Here is a 19,671-nt window from a genome sequence, read left to right on the forward strand (position 1 = left end):
GACTTGTGAGGCCGTTATTGGGTTAGCTGGTGGCGCCCTTTAACAACCTCGAGTTTAATGCCAGCCATGCCTGTTTTTGCGCTTCCCAGGCCTGTTCTAGTTCTTGATACTGTTTTAACAGGGCCGATTGCTCGCATTGCTCACGCATGGCATGCTTTTTCGTTTCCAGTACCTGCTTTTGCACGGCACAGAAGTGCTGAAGTTTTTTCAGCAATAAATCATACTCTTGTTGTAACAATGTAAGCTTATCCTGCGCCAAAGGCAATTTCGCTAGGGTAACTTTAGTCTTATTTAATAAGGTTTCTGCCTTGGCTTTTTCTATCCGTTCAATAGGCGTTCGCTTCAGCTTGCTGGCCAGACCAAGATAAGAAAGACCCCGGATCATCCACTTGGTTGGATCATAATGATACCAGCGAATGCCATTGCGATAATCGCTGGCAAAGATATGGTGGAAATTGTGATAGCCTTCACCATAGGTGAGCAGGGCCAGAAAACCATTGTCTCGTGCGGTGTTTTTCTCGGTATAAGGGCGTTTTCCCCAGATGTGTGCCAGCGAATTGATAAAGAAAGTAAAGTGCTGGCTGAGCACGAGCCTTAGCACACCGGCTAATAATAGCATCCCGATGATGTCGCCCAGCATCAAGCCCAGCAGCAGTGGAATGCCGATATTGGTAAGTAACACCAGCTTCAGGTAGTGCTTGTGTTGCCACATCACGATTTTGTTGCGTTGTAAGTCGCGGGCATTGCTGTAGTCACCGTAGCTGTCTCCCTGATAGTCTCTGAGCATCCAGCCGATATGGCTGTACCAGAAGCCTCGTGTTGCGGCATAGGGGTCTTTGATTGGATCGTCGACCTGACCGTGGTGAATGCGGTGGTCACTGCTCCAGTGCAGTGCGCTATTTTGCAACGCAAAGGCACCGCCCAGTGCAAAGAATACCTGCATAACAGGGTGAACGTCATAGGCCTTGTGGGCCCACAGGCGATGATAACCTGCGGTGATCGACATGCCGGCGTAAAACATACACCCGACAAACGCAATCCAGTGCGTTGCACTGTACCCATATTCGAACCCATACCAGGGGACTAAAGTAATGGCAGCAAGAAAGGACAGACTAAAGAATAAGACATTAGTCCACAATAACGGGGGTTTTTTCATTTTTTAAATCTCAGCGTACACTTGTACGCTAAAATAGTATTTCAAACTTGCGTCGTCAAGTATTAGACTCCCACTATTGTCGATCTGAGCTAATAAATTATAGGAATAGCGTCCATGTCAGGTGTTCGTGCCCAGCAAAAACAAAAAACGCGCCAGGCGTTGATTGAGGCAGCGTTTAATCAGCTCAGTGCTGAGCATAGCTTTACCAATCTTAGTTTGCGTGAAGTTGCCCGAGAGGCGGGGATTGCGCCGACCTCCTTTTATCGTCACTTTAAAGACATGAATGAGCTGGGGCTGACAATGGTGGATGAAGCTGGCCTGACCCTGCGCCAGCTGATGCGTCAGGCTCGGCGCAGAATCGCTAAGGGTGGCGGGAGCGTGATCCACACTTCGGTACTTACCTTTATGGAATTCATAGAAACTTCCAGTAACCAGTTTCGATTGCTGTTGCGCGAACGCTCTGGCACGTCTCCGGCGTTCAGGGCTGCTGTCGCCAGAGAGATCAAACATTTCATCATGGAGTTGTCTCATTATCTGGAGACCGAAACGCCGTGTGATGCCAGCCATGCTTATATGCAGGCAGAAGCCATGGTGACTTTGGTCTTCAGTTCAGGCGCGGAGGCGTTAGATCAGGATGCGCAGCAACGAGCCGAGTTGACCGAGCGGTTGATCTGGCAACTCAGATATATCGTTAAAGGGGCGTCAGGTTATCAAAAAGAGAGTCAGATACAGGTAACGACCAAAGCACCGGGTCAGTAACCTGATCCGGCTTACTGGCATGATATAATCAGATTTAAACCGCTTTAATACGACATCACAAGGATAGCGCAGTATGCTACTTATGATAGACAATTATGATTCTTTTACGTTCAATTTGGTGCAATATTTTCAACGCCTTGACCAGGAGGTTGTGGTGCATCGCAATGATGCGCTGTCGATCTCTGACATTCGCGCACTAAACCCGGATCATATTGTAATTTCTCCTGGCCCTTGTTCGCCTAACGAAGCGGGTGTGTCTCTGTCGGTCGTTGATGCGTTTCAAGGGCAGATCCCCATTCTGGGTATCTGCCTGGGGCATCAAACGATTGCTCAGGCTCTGGGGGCACGCGTCGTGCGTGCCAGGCAAGTTATGCATGGTAAAACCTCAACGCTGGTGCATAATCAGCGGGGTTCATTCAACGGGTTACCTGCACGCTTTGAGGTTTGTCGGTACCACTCTTTGGTTGTGCAACAAGCAAGTCTGCCAGACGCTCTTGAGGTGACAGCCTGGACGCAAAATAGTTCGGGTGAACTAGATGAAATCATGGGCTTATGCCATACTGAGCGGGCGTTGGAAGGTGTCCAATTTCACCCTGAGGCCATTCTGACCGAGCATGGTCTGCGGCTACTTGATAACTTTATAAGTCGCTTCTAACCTTAGAAAAGTAACCCCCGACAATACCGGAAAAGAACATAATTGATGACAGATGACATTAGGCAACTTAGGATCGCACAAGCGCTGGCAGAGCGTGCCCATGATGTACTAATTAGCCATAACTTTGCGCAGCAGCAGATCGGCTACATTCATACCTTTGATATGAATTTTGGCGAGCGGATACCACAACGCACAATGCTTGAGGTCGAGCTTGCTGCGGCCGCCAAACGCCAGGAGCGCAGTACCAGTCATCATAAGTATATTGCCAAAGCCAGCACTCATCTGCATCAGGTCATCGAAACCGCCATTAATACCCAGCTGGAAGATTTAGATACGATTTATCATGAAGTGGTGGGTATTCAAGAGGCGGTGCCAACGGTATTAGACATTCTGGCTGTGAAGTCGGCATCTGTCGGACGCTTGGAGCCATTGGTGAATGACTTATCCTGGATGGGCCGAGATCTGGTGTCTTTGGTGAATCTCCCTCAATACCGTAAAAAGAGTGCGAAAGGCACAGCCGTGAAGGTTGATACACCGGCATTGGCGTTAAGATATCTGGGACTGGAAAACTTGCAAATGGTGATCCCCACATTTGCAGTACGCCATTGGATGCCTCATTCAACCGAACCTTTTCCATTACTAAAGCGCAAGTTGCGTGATATGAGTATGGCAACCTCCATTGCGGCTAAAACCCTAGCCCCGTTGTATGGCGTAAAAGAGCAACATGCGTTTACGCTGGGTATGTTGTTGGATGTCGGCAAAATTGCCCTGACGCGGCTATATTTGCGTACCTTTGAGCGGGTCTGGCAGGGTAAAGTAAAGATTGCCCGTGATAAAAAACAAAAAGACTTGCATACTGCTCTGGTTGGTTTGGAGCCTGATCCTCTGTTCCTGCGTAACTTACTGCTGGAGCACTCCGCCACGGTGTCACAGTATCTGATTGAGCGCATGGAGTTTCGTTATCTGCCGTTCAATGCCGCGATTGAAGAGTTCGCGCAAAGCTATCTGCCAAAGGCGAATAATCATGCTGCCGACCAATTACCTCTCACTCAGGTAGTGCGTAAAGCCTATTGCTATGCGCAGTATCAGGTCCTAAAAGATACCCATTTATTAGAAGCGGATGAAGCCAAAGATTGGCTTGCCTTCAACCAACTCACCCGCGAAGAGCAAGATCTGCTGTCAAAAACAGCACTGCAAAGCCTACAATTGACTATCCTGTAAAAAAAGCCACACTTTTTTCCCGCTTATTCATTCATCCCGGGTAAGCGGAGGATCTCAGTAAACACCTTGAAGTTATAGGGGCGTTAATTTTAAGCGCCTTAATAGTTATTCACTGAGAATGCAATTATATACTAATCCCTTGAATATAAAGGGCTAGCACGGTGTTTAATATGAGACAAATGCGCTTTTTTTTGAAATAATGAGCGTATGAATTTTGCACCAATTGGGAAAAATTCAGGTCTTTTACATCGCTGTCGCTGAGATTTCATGTATCACTGCCTGCCCCGGTTGAGTGCTGTACTCACCAAAATGAGGAATCAAAATGACTATCAATCGTGAACTTTTCGATCAGGTAATGGTGCCTAACTATTCACCTTCAGCAGTAATCCCAGTAAAGGGTGAAGGTGCGCGCGTATGGGACCAAAATGACAAAGAATACATCGATTTCGCGGGCGGTATCGCAGTAAATTGTCTGGGTCACTGTCACCCGGCACTGGTTGCAGCGCTGAAAGAGCAGGGCGAGAAAATCTGGCACCTGTCTAACGTAATGACCAATGAGCCGGCACTTCGTCTGGCGAAAAAACTGACTGATGCGACCTTCGCAGACAAAGTTTATTTTGCAAACTCTGGTGCAGAAGCAAACGAAGCCGCTTTAAAACTGGCGCGTCGTTGGGCTTTGGACAAATTCGGTGAGCAAAAATCACAAATTATCGCCTTCAACAAAGGCTTCCATGGCCGTACTTTCTTCACTGTTACTGTGGGTGGTCAGGCTGCATATTCTGATGGTTTCGGTCCTAAGCCGGGCGATGTTGTACACAGTGACTACAATGATCTGGCAGCTCTGGAAGCGCTGATTTCAGACAACACTTGTGCCGTTATGATGGAGCCTCTACAGGGTGAAGGCGGTATCATTTCTCCGGAAGCGGACTTTGTGAAGGGTGTACGTGCACTGTGTGACAAGCACAATGCATTGCTGATCTTTGATGAAGTACAAACGGGTGTTGGCCGTACTGGTGATTTATATGCTTATCAGGGACTGGGTGTAACGCCTGACATCCTGACGACAGCAAAGGCGCTGGGCGGTGGTTTCCCTATTGGTGCAATGATCACAACCGCTGAGATTGCAGAGCATCTTAAAATTGGTACACACGGTTCTACCTATGGCGGTAACCCGCTGGCATGTGCGGTTGCAGAAGCTGCGCTGGACACGGTAAATACACCGGAAGTACTGAATGGTGTGAAAGAAAAAGAAGCCTTGTTCCGTGAGCTATTAAACGACATCAACGAGAAGCATCAGGTATTCAGCGAGATCCGTGGTAAAGGTTTGCTACTGGGTGGCGTACTGAACGACAAGTATCAGGGTAAAGCAAAAGAGTTCCTGGTTGAAGGTATTAATCAAGGCGTCATGTCTTTGGTTGCCGGTGCCAATGTTGTGCGTTTCACGCCGTCTTTGGTTATTCCTGACGCGGATATCCGTGAAGGTATGGCACGCTTTGAAGCGGCTGTAGCGCGTGTGGTTGCAAACAACGCCTAATTTTAGTCGGTGACATGTGGGTCGCACTTATATGTGCGACTCAGCTATCTACATTTTTTGAGGAGTAAGCGGGCTCATGATGATCCTTCGCCCAATCCAGAAAAGCGATTATTCAGCGCTTTTGAACATTGCCCAGGAGTCGGGGCATGGCTTTACTTCATTGCCGGTCAATGAAGAATTGCTGCAAAACAAGATCGAACGTTCAGTTGCTTCATTTGCTAAAGAAACAGATGTGCCTTTTGATGAAGGCTACTTATTTGTACTTGAAGACAGTGAAACAGGCGAAGTCGTTGGCACCAGTGCCATCGAAGCCGCAGTGGGTCTTGATGATGCCTTCTATCACTACCACTTAAGTAAAGTGATCCACTCATCGCGGACTTTGAATGTTTACAAAGCAGTGGATATTCTAACCCTGTGTAATGATTACACCGGTGCCACTGAGTTGTGTACATTATTCCTGCGCGATAAATATCGTCGCGGATTAAATGGCAAATTATTGTCAAAGTCACGCTTTATGTTTATCAATCAGCATCGTGATCGCTTTGCAGAAACGGTGATTGCTGAGATGCGTGGTGTCTCTGATGAAAATGGCGACAGCCCATTCTGGCAGTGGCTGGAAGAGCACTTCTTCTCAATGGACTTCCCAACGGCGGACTACCTGACTGGCATTGGACAGAAAGTATTCATTGCCGAGTTGATGCCTAAGTACCCAATCTATGTCAATCTGCTGAGCAAAGAAGCCCAGTCAGTTGTAGGTGAAGTACACGACAATACTCGTCCGGCAATTGAACTGCTCAAGAGCGAAGGGTTTACCTTTAATGGTTATGTCGATATTTTCGATGCCGGTCCAACCGTAGAGGCCAAAGTCGACAATATCCGTACCGTGCGTGAAGTTCGTAAGTACAGTGTACGCATTGATGATCAGGTTAAGATCGACGCAGAAGGTTCCCCCGTGATGATAGCTAATGATAAACTAGCGGGATATCGTGCGACGGCGCTGACGTTAGCGCTACCAGAAAAAGCAACGGAAGTTGCCATCCCTGGTACGGTAGCTAAGGCCCTTCAGATCGCTGACGGTGATACCGTTAGTATTGCAACTCTTTAATTGGGAAAGAATTATGACAACACACGCAGCACAGTTTATCAATGGTGAGTGGCGCTTAGGTGAAGGCGCAGCGTTTGCTTCGGTAAACCCGGCAAACAACGAAGAGATCTGGCGTGCAAACGCGGCAACCGCAGCGCAAGTTGATAGCGCCGTTAAAGCCGCACGTGAAGCTTTCTATACCTGGAGCGAACTGGCGTTTGAAGAGCGTCTGGCCGTGGTTAAGCGTTTTGCTGAACTACTGAAAGAAAACAGTGAAGCCCTGGCTGTCGCCATTGCTCAGGAAACAGGTAAGCCATTGTGGGAAACGCGTACTGAAGCGGGTGCCATGGTTGGTAAAATTGCCATTTCTGAAAAAGCCTACCATGAGCGTACGGGTGTGGTTGAAAACCCAATGCCAGTGGGCCGCGCTGTGATTCGTCACAAAGCCCATGGTGTGGTTGCTGTTTTTGGTCCTTATAACTTCCCGGGCCATCTGCCTAATGGCCATATCGTTCCAGCATTGCTTGCAGGTAACACCGTGATCTTCAAGCCATCAGAACTGACGCCTTATGTTGCAGAGCTGACATTGAAGCTATGGGAACAGGCGGGTCTGCCAAAGGGTGTCGTTAACCTGGTACAGGGTGAAGTTGAAACGGGTAAAGCATTGGCGTCGCACAAAGGCATCGATGGCTTGTTCTTCACCGGCTCTTCTCGCACCGGTCACCTGCTGCACGAGCAGTACGCAGGTCAGCCAGGCAAAATCCTGGCACTGGAAATGGGTGGTAACAACCCACTGATCGTGAAAGATGTGGCTGATACCAAAGCAGCTGTACATGACATCATCCAGTCGGCATTTATCTCAAGTGGTCAACGTTGTACTTGTGCGCGCAAACTGTTCCTGCCTGAAGGTGAACAGGGTGATGTGATCCTGGCGCAACTGCTTAAAGCGACCAAAGCGATTAAGATTGGTAACTATGATGCTGAAGATCAGCCGTTCATGGGCTCTATGATCTCTAACAACGCCGCTGCTGGTATGGTTGCAGCACAACAACAGTTGGTTGAGCTTGGTGGTGAGGTTCTGCTTGAGCTGACACATACTGAAGGTACAGGTTTTGTAACACCTGGTATCATTGAATGTAGCAAAGTAACAGACTTCCCGGATGATGAGCACTTTGGTCCGTTGTTGAAGGTTTTCCGTTACAGCGACTTTGATGCGGCGATTGAAAAGGCCAACGACACCAGTTTTGGTCTGTCTGCTGGTCTACTGGGTGACAATCAGGCGGATTATGAGCACTTCCTGCGTCGCAGTCGTGCTGGTATTGTTAACTGGAACCGTCCTATCACGGGTGCTTCAAGCGCAGCCCCGTTTGGTGGTATCGGCGCATCTGGTAACCACAGAGCAAGTGCTTATTATGCAGCAGATTACTGTGCATACCCTGTGGCTTCGGTAGAACTAGACAAAGTAACTTTGCCAGGTACCTTGAGTCCGGGCCTGACAATCGAGTAAAATCCTAAATGGTGAGAGCCCCCTTAATTGCTAAGGTGGATTATCGTTAGATTCTCACTCTTTAGTATTGGAAAAAGCAGCCTAGCGTAAAACTTGGCTGCTTTTTTGTTGGTCAGCAAATATCAAAAGTAGCAATCAAAACTAGTTTCTGCTTAAATCAATAGGAGATGTCATTGATACATTCAGGTGGGCAATATATGGTTTTAGATAAACAAGGATACGATGAGTTAGTCATGTACCTAACGCAACACTTAGCCTTGTTTGAGAAGCCGGGTGTGGTGAAAGCCAATGCACCTAAGGTGTTGGAGTTAATAGAAGATGTGATTGCTGAACACGTGATCCGCCTCTGTGAGCAACAGACCGGATTGACGACCGAACAACGTAGCCTGATTGTCAGAGAAGTTGACGGCATCGTATATGATTTGCAGGAAGTACTCTCCAGCGTCACTGAGCAGCGCGTAACCGAAGAACAAAGAGAATTTATTGAAGAATTCGCCGGGTTGGTGAAAAATCTGTTCGATAATGCAATTAACTGACACCGTTTTGGCTGTCAGGTAGTAAAGATAACACCGCCTCATGGCGGTGTTATTAGTTTTAGGAACTAGAGGAATAATAAACATGCAAGCAAGTGTGAAGTGGGTTGATGGCGATACCTTTATTGGGCGTTCTCATTCTGGTCATAACGTGGTTTTTGATGCCGGTGCTGAAAGTGCTGCACCCAGCCCGATGGAAATGGTGTTGATGTCGGCAGGTTGTTGCTCATCGGTGGACGTGGTGAGTATCCTGAAAAAAGCCAAGCAGGATGTCAGTGATGTCACTGTGGAGCTGACGGCTGAGCGCGCTGAGAGCGCACCTAGAGTATTTACAAAGATCAATCTACACTTTGTAGTGACTGGCAATAATGTGTCTGAAAAGCACCTAGCACGCGCCGTGCAATTGTCTGCTGAGAAGTACTGTTCTGTGGCCTTAATGCTTGAAAAAGCAGTAGAAATTACCCATAGCCATGAGGTGGTTGAAAACAGCGCAAAATAGTGCTTTTTCGAGACGCTATTTTCGTATAAAATCCGCGAACTTTTATTTCTGCAGCGCAGATTTTCACGTTTTAAGGTGGGTCTATCGTGAACAAGCCCTTTGATAAAATTAAACTCCATGGCTTTAACAACTTAACTAAGAGTTTAAGCTTTAGTATCTATGATATTTGCTATGCAAAGACCGAGCAGCAGCGAAAAGAATATCTGGAATACATCGATGAACAGTATAGTGCCGATCGTCTGACCGACATTCTGCGCGATGTTGTCGATATCATTGGTGCCAATGTACTAAATATTGCACGTCAGGATTATGATCCTCAGGGGGCGAGTGTCACCATTTTGGTATCGGAAGAGCCAGTGGAACAGCAAACATTCGACAGCAATGAAGCGCCTGGTCCGTTACCGGATTCGGTTGTTGCGCACTTGGATAAAAGCCATATCTGTGTGCACACCTATCCTGAAGCACACCCGCACGATGGCATTTGTACGTTCCGTGCTGATATCGAAGTATCGACCTGTGGCATTATTTCTCCGCTGAAGGCGCTAAACTTCCTGATCCACAAGTTGGAGTCAGATGTGGTGACTATCGACTATCGTGTACGTGGTTTTACCCGCGATGTGAATGGCGTAAAACACTACATAGACCATGCGATCCACTCTATCCAGAATTACATGACGGAAGACACCAAAGAGGCGTATCACATGGTGGATGTGAATGTGTATCAGGAAAACCTGTTCCACACTAAGATGATGTTAAAGGAAACCGACCTGAATACTTATTTATTCGGCATCACGACGGATGACCTGAATACTGAAGAAGAAGAGCAGATCCGTGAACGTCTGAATCGCGAAATACAGGAAGTATTCTACGGCCGCAACCTGCCAGAGTAATGAATAGATACTAATAAAAAAGGCGCTCATCGAGCGCCTTTTTTCATTAGGCTTACAGATCGTATGTGAATGTCAGGCCAAATACCCGAGGCTCACCATACTGAACATAGTTTCGTGCTGTGTAGCCATCACGTGGATCATTACCAAAGTAAAATCCTCTGACGGGCACGTCGCGATCGGCCAGATTACGTCCCCAGGCAGTTAATGACCATTGTTCACCATAATAACTCACACTGGCATTGATCAGGTTTTGGCTCGGTGCTTGCTCATTGTGGCTGTCCGAGAAGAAATAATCATCTTTCCCTTCCAGGCCCAGCGTGACCACCAGGTTTTCCAGGATGCTGTAGTCTGCTGCGAACGCATATTGATATTTGGGTGCCTGTGCTTGCTCACGGCCGTCAAAGTTATCACCTGCTGTGGTGATAAAGTCTTCAATTTTAGTATCCAGATAACCCAAACTGTAGTTCAGCGTCAGCTGATCAGTGATCAGGCGTTGGCCTTCGATTTCCAGACCATAGTTCTCACCTTTACCTGCATTACTGATGAAACCGGCAAACTGTACACCATCGATTTGCCATTGCTTAAGCTGCATGTCTTCGCGTTCCATGTAGAAGGCGGTGACTGCCAGCGTGTGTTTTTTATCTTCAGACTGGCCTTTCACACCAAACTCTGCATTCCACAGATATTCTGGTTCAAAAGAAAATGCTGAGGCAGGAATGCTAAAACCATCATCTTTGGCTTTTGCCAGTGCTTCGCCATTGGCACCACCGACTTTATAACCGCGACTCAGGCTTGTGTAGATCATAGTACGTGGGACAACCTGATACTCCAGTGCCAGCTTGCCGCCCACCATGGTTTCATCTTGTTCGATATTAAAGCCGTTGGAATCGAGGTATTCACTGTCGTAGCGCTCAACCCGTAATCCTGTAATTAAGCGGGTTTGCTCATTCAGATGTGTGACTTTCTGGCCAAATAATGCCTGGCTGGAGACATCATAGCTAGACTTAAACGATGCGTTATTGCGATCTAAGTCAACGTCACGACGCTGTGCGTAGGCACCAAGAACCCAGTCGCCTTGTTTGTCTTTGAGTTTAACTTCAAGGCTGCCGCGTTCATGATCGCGCAGATAACTGTCGAAGCTGACATAGTGATCAGGGTGTAACCCTGCAGCGCAGAGTTGAGCCTGGGTTGCGTCATGGCACGTCCAATCTTCGTCGTAGCTATACTCGGTATCTGCTTGTAATCCAGTCCCCTGAACTTCTATATCAAAGGCGCTCAGGCCCGTATAAAGTGCACTGAGTGCAAAGGCGTCACTGTTTTGTGTGTCTTTACCTGGTTGGTTGGCCACGCTATTACGTGTATTGTCTAACGTGAATCCGTCGTAGCCATTATCAATATCAATGTGATGCACAGCCAGGTTCACAGCCAGAGCCTCTGTTAGCTGGCTATTTAGTTTAAGACGTGCCAGTCGTTCCTGTTGATCCTGAGTCGGTTTGTTCAAATAGAGGTTATCGACATACCCGTCAGAGCCTCGTTGGTACAGGCTGACACGGGCGGCCGTGTTGTCTGTTAATCCAGTACCTGCGGCCAGGCCCGCTTCATAGCTGTTATAATTTCCTGCGCCGACACGTAGTTTAAGTGCAGTATCTTCTGTTGGGGCATGAGATTGAAGATCAATGATCCCGCCCATTGCATCGGCACCAAAGCGTGTGCCCTGAGGGCCGCGGTACAGAGTGACCTGATCAATATCGAATAGCAGAGCACTGCCACCCAGACCAGAGTAATTAATGCCATCGACCAGCATGCCAACACTGGGGGTGATTGGATCGACAAACTGAGAGCGCAGGCCAACCCCCCGGATCTGCACAAAGCGGCCGCGCGATGCACCGGCGGTAAAGTTAACGTTTGCTGTGCTGTTCAGTAGCTCATCGAGATAACTGGCGCCGCGATGGGTCACTTCAACTTCACCCATCACACTGGCACTGGCACTCAGTGTTTGTAGAGATTCTGTTTGAAAGTCGCCGGTGACTTCAATGGTTTCAAGGGGCGCGGTTGTGCGTGATTCGTCAGCCACGGCTTGGTATGACAGGGCAGCCAACAGGCTAGTGCTAAGCAGAGAAAGTTTAAGCTTCATGTCTTATCTTGTTCCATTTTTAATTGCGCACAGTGTAGCAAAAGCCCGACCAGTTAACAGTTAATATGTGTTATAAATTCGGCAACTTAGTGAAGAGGAAAAGCCATGACATTTAAGCTTGATTTCAAAGTCAGGGATTACGAATGTGATTTGCAGGGCATTGTGAATAACAGTGTTTATTTTAATTATCTGGAGCACGCCAGACATGAATTTTTGATTGCCAATGGTATTGATTTCGCGGCGCTGGCAGAGCAAAAAATCAATCTGGTGGTGATCCGATCTGAAATGAATTATAAGGACTCGTTGAAACCGGGCGATGCTTTTTACGTTGAAGTTGAAACACTGCGCGTGAGCAAACTGAAGTTTGCATTTGTTCAGCGTATTGTCCGTGCCGAGGACGATAAACTCATGCTGGATGCCATTGTCACTGGTACATCGGTGAATGAACGAGGGCGTCCGTTCCTACCTCAGGAAATTGATCAGCTTTTTGGCTGATTTTTTTACTAAAAAGGCAGAAAATTACAGATTTTTACTGCCTTTTCCATACCGCCTGACGTTATAATATTAATCATATTTTAAGCGGTTGGTTTACCATGAAAATTTCCATTTTTTTATGCCTAATGTGCGTAATATTGATGGCATGTTCCAGTACAGGGAAGGTAACCAGGGAACAGCTTAAGCACTCTCACTGGCAGTTAACTCAGGTTGATGGAAACAGTGTTGCAGATGCTGCTGCCATCGAAATCGAATTTCTCGATGCTTTACAGGTAGTTGGTTTTGCGGGTTGCAATCGGTTTTTTGCTGAGGGCAACATTGAGTCGGATGTACTCAAATTGGCTCAGTTAGGTATGACCCGTAAGTCATGTGGCGATGTGCTGGATGCGCAGGAAACGCAGTTTCTGGAGATGTTACAGCAGGGCGTGACCGTCACCATCCAGAATAGCAAGCTACACCTGCAAGGCCAGAAGATCTGGCAATTTAAAGCGCTGGACGCAGAGCCTTTGACTAACTAGGCGCGATTCAGTACACTTTTTCACAGTTCGTTACTTGTCGGAGTGCCCATCTGGGCTGAGATCGCAGTATTGCGGGATCCGTGGACCTGATCAGGTTAATGCCTGCGTAGGGAACAAGCTACCTAAGTTGGTATATCGTAAGATATCTAGGTTGCCAGCCATGTTGTGCCTGTGCCAACATGCTCCACTGAATGAAACCAGCACACAGTGTTTACTGCTGTGAGTTTGGTTTGGACCCTTCTCGCTCCCTTTGTGGAGTTCTGACAAGACACCTTAACTTAATAATGAGGCATGTCATGTCAAACAACAGTAGCAAGTTATCACGTCGTGAGTCACGCGAGGCCGCGTCGGATTTTATTTACAACCTTACCGGACAACCCTTTCCCAATTCCGAGAAAGTCTATGTTGATGGCGAGCAGGCGGGTGTACGCGTCGGAATGCGCGAAATTACCCTGAGCGATTCTTTTATTGGTGGCACCGAAGAAGATCCGATCTATGAGCAGAATGAGCCGGTTCGTGTTTACGATACATCGGGCCCTTATACCGATCCTGAATTTAAGCTGGATGTGCGCACGGGGTTGCCGAAATTCCGCGAACAGTGGATTTTGGACCGGGATGATACAGAGGTGCTGGAGTCGGTCACTTCGCAATTTTCTCAGCAGCGTATGGCAGATGAAGGGTTAGACCATATTCGTTTTGAAAATTTGCCTAAAATACGCCGCGCTAAACCCGGGCAAAACGTTACGCAAATGCACTATGCGCGTCGTGGCATTGTGACTCCGGAAATGGAATATGTTGCGATCCGTGAAAATATGGGGCGTGCCAAGATCCGTGAAGAGTTATTGGCGCAGCAGCACAAAGGTCAGTCTTTTGGTGCGGAGATCCCGGATTTCATTACCCCGGAGTTTGTCCGCTCTGAGATCGCTCGTGGTCGCGCCATCTTGCCAAACAATATCAATCACCCTGAAACAGAGCCGATGATTGTGGGTCGTAACTTCCTGGTGAAGGTGAATGCCAACATAGGTAACTCGTCGGTGACTTCTTCTATTGAAGAAGAAGTAGAAAAGCTGGTGTGGTCAACACGCTGGGGTGCAGATACGGTGATGGACCTGTCTACTGGACGTTATATTCATGAAACCCGTGAGTGGGTAGTGCGTAACTCACCTGTGCCTATCGGCACAGTACCGATTTACCAGGCGCTTGAAAAAGTGAATGGGGTGGCTGAAGATCTGACCTGGGAGATTTTCCGCGATACTCTGATTGAGCAGGCAGAGCAGGGCGTGGATTACTTCACAATCCACGCGGGTGTATTGCTACGGTATGTGCCCATGACGGCTAAGCGTGTCACAGGTATTGTGTCACGTGGCGGTTCTATCATGGCGAAATGGTGTTTGGCGCACCATAAAGAAAACTTCCTGTACACGCACTTTGAAGACATTTGTGAAATCATGAAACAGTACGATGTCTGTTTCTCTCTGGGAGATGGTTTACGCCCGGGATCAATCGCCGACGCCAATGACGAAGCGCAACTGTCTGAGTTACGCACCTTAGGTGAGCTGACAACGATCGCCTGGAAACACGACGTACAAGTGTTCATTGAAGGCCCGGGCCATGTCCCTATGCACCTGATCAAAGAAAACATGGATGAGCAATTAAAGCATTGTCATGAAGCGCCTTTTTACACCCTTGGCCCACTGACCACAGATATTGCACCAGGTTATGATCATTTCACTTCGGGTATCGGTGCGGCGCAAATTGCCTGGTACGGTACGGCGATGCTGTGTTATGTGACGCCGAAGGAGCATTTGGGTCTGCCAAATAAAGAAGATGTGAAAGAGGGTCTGATCACTTACAAGATTGCGGCGCATGCAGCGGATCTGGCGAAAGGTCACCCTGGCGCTCAAATTCGTGACAACGCCTTGTCTAAAGCGCGTTTTGAGTTCCGCTGGCACGATCAGTTCAATTTGAGTCTGGACCCGGAACGCGCGCTGTCTTATCACGATGAAACACTACCGCAGGAATCGGGTAAAGTCGCGCATTTCTGCTCTATGTGTGGTCCTAAATTCTGCTCAATGAAGATCACTCAGGATGTACGTGACTATGCTAAGCAGCTGGAAGCTGAGGGCATAGATCCAAACAATGCGGGCGAAGCCATCGCGATAAAAATGATCGATGTGGAAGCCGAAATGAAAAATAAATCACGTGAGTTCAAAGAGACGGGCTCAGAGCTTTACCACAAAGCACTGTGATTGAAGACGGCGGGCCCATTTGGGCCCGCATGGAGGCAAGATGTCCCAGACAAATAAACCGCGTGTTGCCATCGTCGGTTTTGGCCTGATCGGTCGGGTTGCTGCCTTGATGTTGGCAGAGCACTTTCACCTGAGTATCTTTGAACGTGATCCGGTCTCGGCGCCTTCCAGCGTCGGAACTTTAGCTGCGGCCATGCTCGCCCCCATGGCTGAATCTGTGATTTGTGAGCAAGATCTGGCGGAGCTGGGTTTAGAAGCGATGGCCTTATGGCCTGAGTTGCTGGCCAAACTTGATACGCCGGTATTTTTTCAGCAGCAGGGGACAGTGATTGTTGCACATCAGCAAGACCGGGGTGATTTACTGAGTTTTCAGCGTCGTCTTAAGCCTCTGGCTGGTCATCAGGCACAAAGCCTGGATGGCTGTGGTATTGGTGCGTTAGAGCCTGAGTTAGCTGGTCGATTTCATCAGGGTTTGTATTTACCCTGTGAAGGTCAACTCGATAATCTGGCATTCTTTGCGGCGAGCCTCGGCACATTACAGAACATGGGCATGTGCTTTCATGAGGGGGCTGATGCACAGATTGAACAGGGCCGTGTGAATGGTGAGGCGTTTGACTGGATCATCGATTGCCGCGGGTTAGACGCAAAAGCGCAGAGCCCAGGGTTGCGTGGCGTGCGGGGGGAAGTTGCACGCATTTATGCGCCTGAGGTGAACTTACAACGCCCAGTACGTCTTATGCATCCGCGTTATCCACTCTATATTGCGCCTAAGCCAAACCATGAATTTGTGATAGGTGCCACCGAAATTGAGTCTCAGGATCGGGGCGATATCACAGTACGTTCGACGTTGGAGTTGTTATCGGCGGCTTATACGGTGCACAGTGGTTTTGCTGAGGGGCGTGTGATGTCATTACGTGCAGGGTTACGCCCAGCATATAAAGACAATCGCCCACAAATCAGTGTGACAGACAATGTGATCCGAATAAATGGTCTGTATCGACATGGCTTTTTGCTGGCACCTGCTGTGGTGCAACAAGCGTTACAACAAGGGGTATTATGAATATTAGTTACAATGGTCAGGCACTCACGTTGTCGCAGCCACACTCTCTGTTAGAGGTAATTGAAGCACAGGGGGCGCAAGCACCCTACGCGGTTGCGCTCAATGGCCAGTTTGTACCGCGCAGCGGGTTGGCAGAGCAGCAATTGCAAGAAGGTGACAGCATTGAGTTGTTATCGCCTATTCAGGGAGGCTGATGATGCAGACTGATAAGCCTTTCACGGTTTATGGAGAGCAGTTTGACAGTCGATTGTTGATAGGCTCTGCACTTTATCCCTCGCCGGAGGTGATGCAGCAAAGTTTGCTGGCTTCCCGGGCGCAAATCGTGACGGTTTCTTTACGGCGACAAAATTCTGTGTCAGCGGGGGATGATTTCTGGCAATTGATCAAGGATACTGGTTTGCGGGTATTGCCGAACACTGCCGGGTGTCACAGTGTTAAAGAAGTGGTGACACTGGCGCAAATGTGCCGCGAAGTGTTTGCCACTGACTGGATAAAATTGGAACTCATCGGGGATGAATACAATTTACAACCAGATCCGATTGCGTTGCTCGAAGCAACCGAGATTTTAATAAAGCAAGGGTTTAAAGTGCTGCCCTACTGCACCGATGATTTAGTGGTGTGTCAGCGTCTGGCGGATCTGGGGTGTGAAGTTCTGATGCCCTGGGGTGCTCCCATAGGTACCGGTAAAGGCTTACTTAATCCCTATAATTTGCAAACCATTCGTGAGCGTCTGCCTGACCATACCCTGATTGTCGATGCGGGACTGGGCTTGCCATCTCATGCCGTTCAGGCGTTGGAGCTGGGCTATGACGCCGTGTTGCTAAATTCGGCCATTGCAGGTGCCGGGTGTCCTGTGACTATGGCCAGCGCCTTTCATCATGCTGTGGTTGCCGGGCGTGCTGCCTATGTGGCGCAGGCGATGCCTGAGAAAGAGGTGGCGGCGCCTTCTACCCCGACAATGGGTATGCCTTTTTGGCATCAGAATTAAACACACGTTTACGTGTCATGAAGACTGTGTGGCGTATTGCACTTAATCATGCGCCCATGTTCAACAGAATAAGTAGGAGTAATTGTGGCTGAACTGGTATGGACCATTGCAGGGTCGGACTCGGGTGGGGGAGCAGGCATACAGGCTGATGTGAAAGCTATGCACAGCTTTGGTGTGCAAACCTGCACGGCCGTAACCGCACTGACGGCGCAAAATAGTCTCGCGGTAGAGGAAATTAACGCGGTGTCCAGTGAAGTACTGGAATCTCAGTTGCTGGCGCTCGAAGCTGACTTAAAAGCGACTGTGATTAAGATTGGCATGCTCGCTAATAGTACGCAGATCCAGTTGGTTGCAGAGCACTTGGCACAGTACAAAAGCCGCTGGGAAAGACCGCCTGTGGTGGTTTTTGATCCTGTTGCCATTGCATCCAGTGGCGATGCGCTGACCGAAGAAGATACCCTGGACGCGCTGAAAAAGTACCTCTTGCCACAGGTTGACGTGATCACGCCCAATACGCAGGAAACACAAGTACTGACTGGAGTATATCTGATTGGCCCAGACGCAGTCAGGGACGCTGCCCGTAAACTGAGGGAGCTTGGGGTGAAATCGGTGATTATTAAAGGGGGTCACTGGGATTACCCTAACGGTTACTGTATAGATTATTGCTGGAGCGAGGGCGAGGAGTATTGGCTTGGGAATGAGGCGATACAAACACCACATAGTCATGGCACTGGTTGTAGCTTTGCATCCTCTGTCGCTGCATGTCTGGCGAAAGGTTACCCTATCAAAGATGCCTTTATTCTGGCCAAAGCTTACATCAATCAGGGGTTGAAAGTAGCACAACGATTTGGTGAGGGCAGGGGGCCACTGGCCCACGCCGGGTTCCCAGAGCAGATCAGCGATTTTCCCCAGGTCATAGAGGCGGGCAGCTGGCTGGGCGATGAGCTGGAGTTTGCGGTTAGCGAAGAGTTTAACTTTGCCGCAGGCTTTGCACCGGTGGGAGAAGAGTTGGGGCTCTATGCTGTTGTTGATTCTGTAGACTGGGTGGAAAAATGTCTGGCTGAGGGCGTGAAAACCGTGCAACTCAGAATTAAACAGGCTGACGAAACTACGCTGGAAGAAGACATACAGTGTGCGATCACCTTGGGGGAAAAGTATCAGGGTCGGGTTTTTATCAATGACCATTGGGAACTGGCCATTCGCCACGGAGCTTATGGTGTCCATCTTGGTCAGGAAGATTTGGATTCGGCTAACCTGGTTGCCATTCAACAGGCGGGTTTACGTCTTGGGGTATCAACACATGGTTTTTACGAAATGCTACGCGCTCATAACTACCGACCCAGCTATCTGGCGTTTGGGGCAATATACCCTACGACGACGAAAGACATGACAGGTCAGATCCAGGGGCTGGAGAAGCTTAGACATTTTGTGCCCCTGATGCGTGAGACGTATCCTACAGTGGCTATTGGGGGGATCGACCTGACTCGTGCTCCTCAGGTCGCTGCGACGGGGGTCGGGAGCGTCGCGGTGGTGCGTGCCATTACAGAGGCCAGTGACCACAGGCAAGCGATTATTGACCTGAAACGGGCCACGGGCGAATCATGAGTACAGAGCTCAATGACAAAGAGCGGCTTAGGTACAGTCGTCATTTGCTCCTCAATGCAGTATCTGAAGCTGGCCAGATGCGGCTCAAAGCGGCCCGAGTGGCCGTAATTGGGTGTGGTGGCCTGGGAAGCCCTGCGCTATTTTACTTAGCGGCAAGCGGTGTTGGTCAGTTGACCTTTTGTGATGATGATGCGGTTGAATTGTCGAATTTGCAAAGGCAGATTTTGTATAAGATTAATCACATTGGCCAGTCAAAAGCAAAAGCAGCAGGAAAAGTCTTAGCGAGTCTGAATAATCAAATTTCACTTATCCCACTGTCATTGAAGCTCGACACGAGCAATATAGACTCGGTTTTGCAAGACAGTGACTGGATCCTCGATTGCAGCGATAATTTCGCCACGCGCTACTTACTGAATCAGTATTGCCTGCGTGAACGTAAAGTACTTATCTCTGGCGCAGCGCTGGGCACTCAGGGACAGTTTATGACGTTTGACTTCAGAGCATCGTCTCCTTGCTATCATTGCGTCTTCCCTGAGTCGCCAGAATCTACCGAATTAAATTGTCAGAATGCCGGCGTAGTCAGCCCATTGCTTGGCATGATTGGCTCTATGCAGGCTATGAAAGCGGTCAGTTTGATTGTCTCTGGTGTACCAGACAAGGCGAGTGAGATGATAGTGGTTGATGCGTTAAGTTTGCAGCAGAGGCAATTTGCACTGGAAAAAGATCCCGCATGTACGGTGTGCTGCTAATCCTGTCATGCTAATGTGTTTTCGTATTGTCGATT

19 protein-coding genes and 1 riboswitch are annotated in these 19,671 nt (G+C 48.7%); of the genes, 17 read left to right on the forward strand and 2 right to left on the reverse strand.

The features are described 5' to 3' along the window. Window positions 1-22 precede the first annotated feature (22 nt). Window positions 23-1,156, reverse strand: coding sequence for an acyl-CoA desaturase (locus CWC22_RS01115; protein WP_125563104.1), 1,134 nt, complete (start codon window positions 1,154-1,156; stop codon window positions 23-25). Window positions 1,157-1,270: 114 nt separating this feature from the next. On the opposite strand from CWC22_RS01115, the gene fabR reads away from it, so the two are divergent. From fabR to speD, 9 genes are all read left to right on the forward strand, one after another. After that, complete coding sequence (gene fabR, locus CWC22_RS01120) at window positions 1,271-1,915, forward strand: HTH-type transcriptional repressor FabR (RefSeq protein WP_138537817.1); 645 nt, start codon at window positions 1,271-1,273, stop codon at window positions 1,913-1,915. Window positions 1,916-1,988: 73 nt separating this feature from the next. Further along, window positions 1,989-2,570 (forward strand): anthranilate synthase component II, encoded by a 582-nt coding sequence (locus CWC22_RS01125; protein ID WP_125563108.1) that lies wholly within the window; start codon window positions 1,989-1,991, stop codon window positions 2,568-2,570. A 45-nt stretch (window positions 2,571-2,615) separates the two neighbouring features. Beyond that, window positions 2,616-3,791: an HDOD domain-containing protein gene (locus tag CWC22_RS01130; protein WP_010386238.1), complete on the forward strand. Its 1,176-nt coding sequence runs from the start codon at window positions 2,616-2,618 to the stop codon at window positions 3,789-3,791. A 322-nt stretch (window positions 3,792-4,113) separates the two neighbouring features. Then, window positions 4,114-5,325 (forward strand): aspartate aminotransferase family protein, encoded by a 1,212-nt coding sequence (locus tag CWC22_RS01135; RefSeq protein WP_138537816.1) that lies wholly within the window; start codon window positions 4,114-4,116, stop codon window positions 5,323-5,325. A 76-nt stretch (window positions 5,326-5,401) separates the two neighbouring features. After that, window positions 5,402-6,430 carry an arginine N-succinyltransferase gene (astA, locus tag CWC22_RS01140; RefSeq protein WP_125563112.1) on the forward strand — a complete coding sequence of 343 codons (1,029 nt, stop codon included), beginning with the start codon at window positions 5,402-5,404 and terminating at the stop codon, window positions 6,428-6,430. Between the two features lie 13 nt (window positions 6,431-6,443). Next, window positions 6,444-7,916 (forward strand): succinylglutamate-semialdehyde dehydrogenase, encoded by a 1,473-nt coding sequence (gene astD / locus CWC22_RS01145; RefSeq protein ID WP_138537815.1) that lies wholly within the window; start codon window positions 6,444-6,446, stop codon window positions 7,914-7,916. A gap of 197 nt (window positions 7,917-8,113) precedes the next feature. Further along, window positions 8,114-8,452, forward strand: coding sequence for a DUF3802 family protein (locus CWC22_RS01150; RefSeq protein WP_010386242.1), 339 nt, complete (start codon window positions 8,114-8,116; stop codon window positions 8,450-8,452). 82 nt (window positions 8,453-8,534) lie between these two features. After that, window positions 8,535-8,948: an OsmC family protein gene (locus tag CWC22_RS01155; RefSeq protein WP_125563116.1), complete on the forward strand. Its 414-nt coding sequence runs from the start codon at window positions 8,535-8,537 to the stop codon at window positions 8,946-8,948. Window positions 8,949-9,034: 86 nt separating this feature from the next. Further along, on the forward strand, window positions 9,035-9,838 hold the full coding sequence (gene speD / locus CWC22_RS01160) for an adenosylmethionine decarboxylase (RefSeq protein WP_010386245.1): 804 nt from the start codon (window positions 9,035-9,037) through the stop codon (window positions 9,836-9,838). Between the two features lie 52 nt (window positions 9,839-9,890). On the opposite strand, the gene CWC22_RS01165 is transcribed toward speD, so the two are convergent. After that, window positions 9,891-11,972, reverse strand: coding sequence for a TonB-dependent receptor (locus CWC22_RS01165; RefSeq protein ID WP_138537814.1), 2,082 nt, complete (start codon window positions 11,970-11,972; stop codon window positions 9,891-9,893). Between the two features lie 105 nt (window positions 11,973-12,077). Between CWC22_RS01165 and CWC22_RS01170 the strand changes: the two genes are divergently transcribed. From CWC22_RS01170 to CWC22_RS01205, 8 genes are all read left to right on the forward strand, one after another. Further along, the gene (locus CWC22_RS01170; protein WP_125563120.1) at window positions 12,078-12,467 is read left to right on the forward strand and encodes an acyl-CoA thioesterase; all 390 of its coding nucleotides are present in this window, start codon (window positions 12,078-12,080) and stop codon (window positions 12,465-12,467) included. Window positions 12,468-12,607: 140 nt separating this feature from the next. Then, the gene (locus CWC22_RS01175; RefSeq protein WP_171045036.1) at window positions 12,608-12,985 is read left to right on the forward strand and encodes an META domain-containing protein; all 378 of its coding nucleotides are present in this window, start codon (window positions 12,608-12,610) and stop codon (window positions 12,983-12,985) included. 28 nt (window positions 12,986-13,013) lie between these two features. Then, window positions 13,014-13,115, forward strand: a riboswitch (TPP riboswitch). A 166-nt stretch (window positions 13,116-13,281) separates the two neighbouring features. Then, window positions 13,282-15,234: a phosphomethylpyrimidine synthase ThiC gene (gene thiC / locus CWC22_RS01180; protein ID WP_049864897.1), complete on the forward strand. Its 1,953-nt coding sequence runs from the start codon at window positions 13,282-13,284 to the stop codon at window positions 15,232-15,234. 40 nt (window positions 15,235-15,274) lie between these two features. Then, window positions 15,275-16,294, forward strand: coding sequence for an FAD-dependent oxidoreductase (locus tag CWC22_RS01185; RefSeq protein ID WP_138537812.1), 1,020 nt, complete (start codon window positions 15,275-15,277; stop codon window positions 16,292-16,294). Next, on the forward strand, window positions 16,291-16,488 hold the full coding sequence (thiS, locus tag CWC22_RS01190; protein ID WP_138537811.1) for a sulfur carrier protein ThiS: 198 nt from the start codon (window positions 16,291-16,293) through the stop codon (window positions 16,486-16,488). The genes CWC22_RS01185 and thiS overlap by 4 nt, the downstream gene beginning before the upstream one ends. 2 nt (window positions 16,489-16,490) lie before the next feature. Then, entirely contained in the window at window positions 16,491-17,282 is a 792-nt protein-coding gene (locus CWC22_RS01195) for a thiazole synthase (RefSeq protein ID WP_125563186.1), read from the forward strand. An 84-nt stretch (window positions 17,283-17,366) separates the two neighbouring features. Then, window positions 17,367-18,887 (forward strand): thiamine phosphate synthase, encoded by a 1,521-nt coding sequence (gene thiE, locus CWC22_RS01200; protein WP_138537810.1) that lies wholly within the window; start codon window positions 17,367-17,369, stop codon window positions 18,885-18,887. Further along, entirely contained in the window at window positions 18,884-19,636 is a 753-nt protein-coding gene (locus tag CWC22_RS01205; RefSeq protein WP_125563129.1) for a HesA/MoeB/ThiF family protein, read from the forward strand. The genes thiE and CWC22_RS01205 overlap by 4 nt, the downstream gene beginning before the upstream one ends. The last annotated feature ends 35 nt before the right edge of the window (window positions 19,637-19,671 follow it).

It is taken from the genome of Pseudoalteromonas rubra, assembly GCF_005886805.2.
Taxonomy (GTDB): domain Bacteria; phylum Pseudomonadota; class Gammaproteobacteria; order Enterobacterales; family Alteromonadaceae; genus Pseudoalteromonas; species Pseudoalteromonas rubra_D.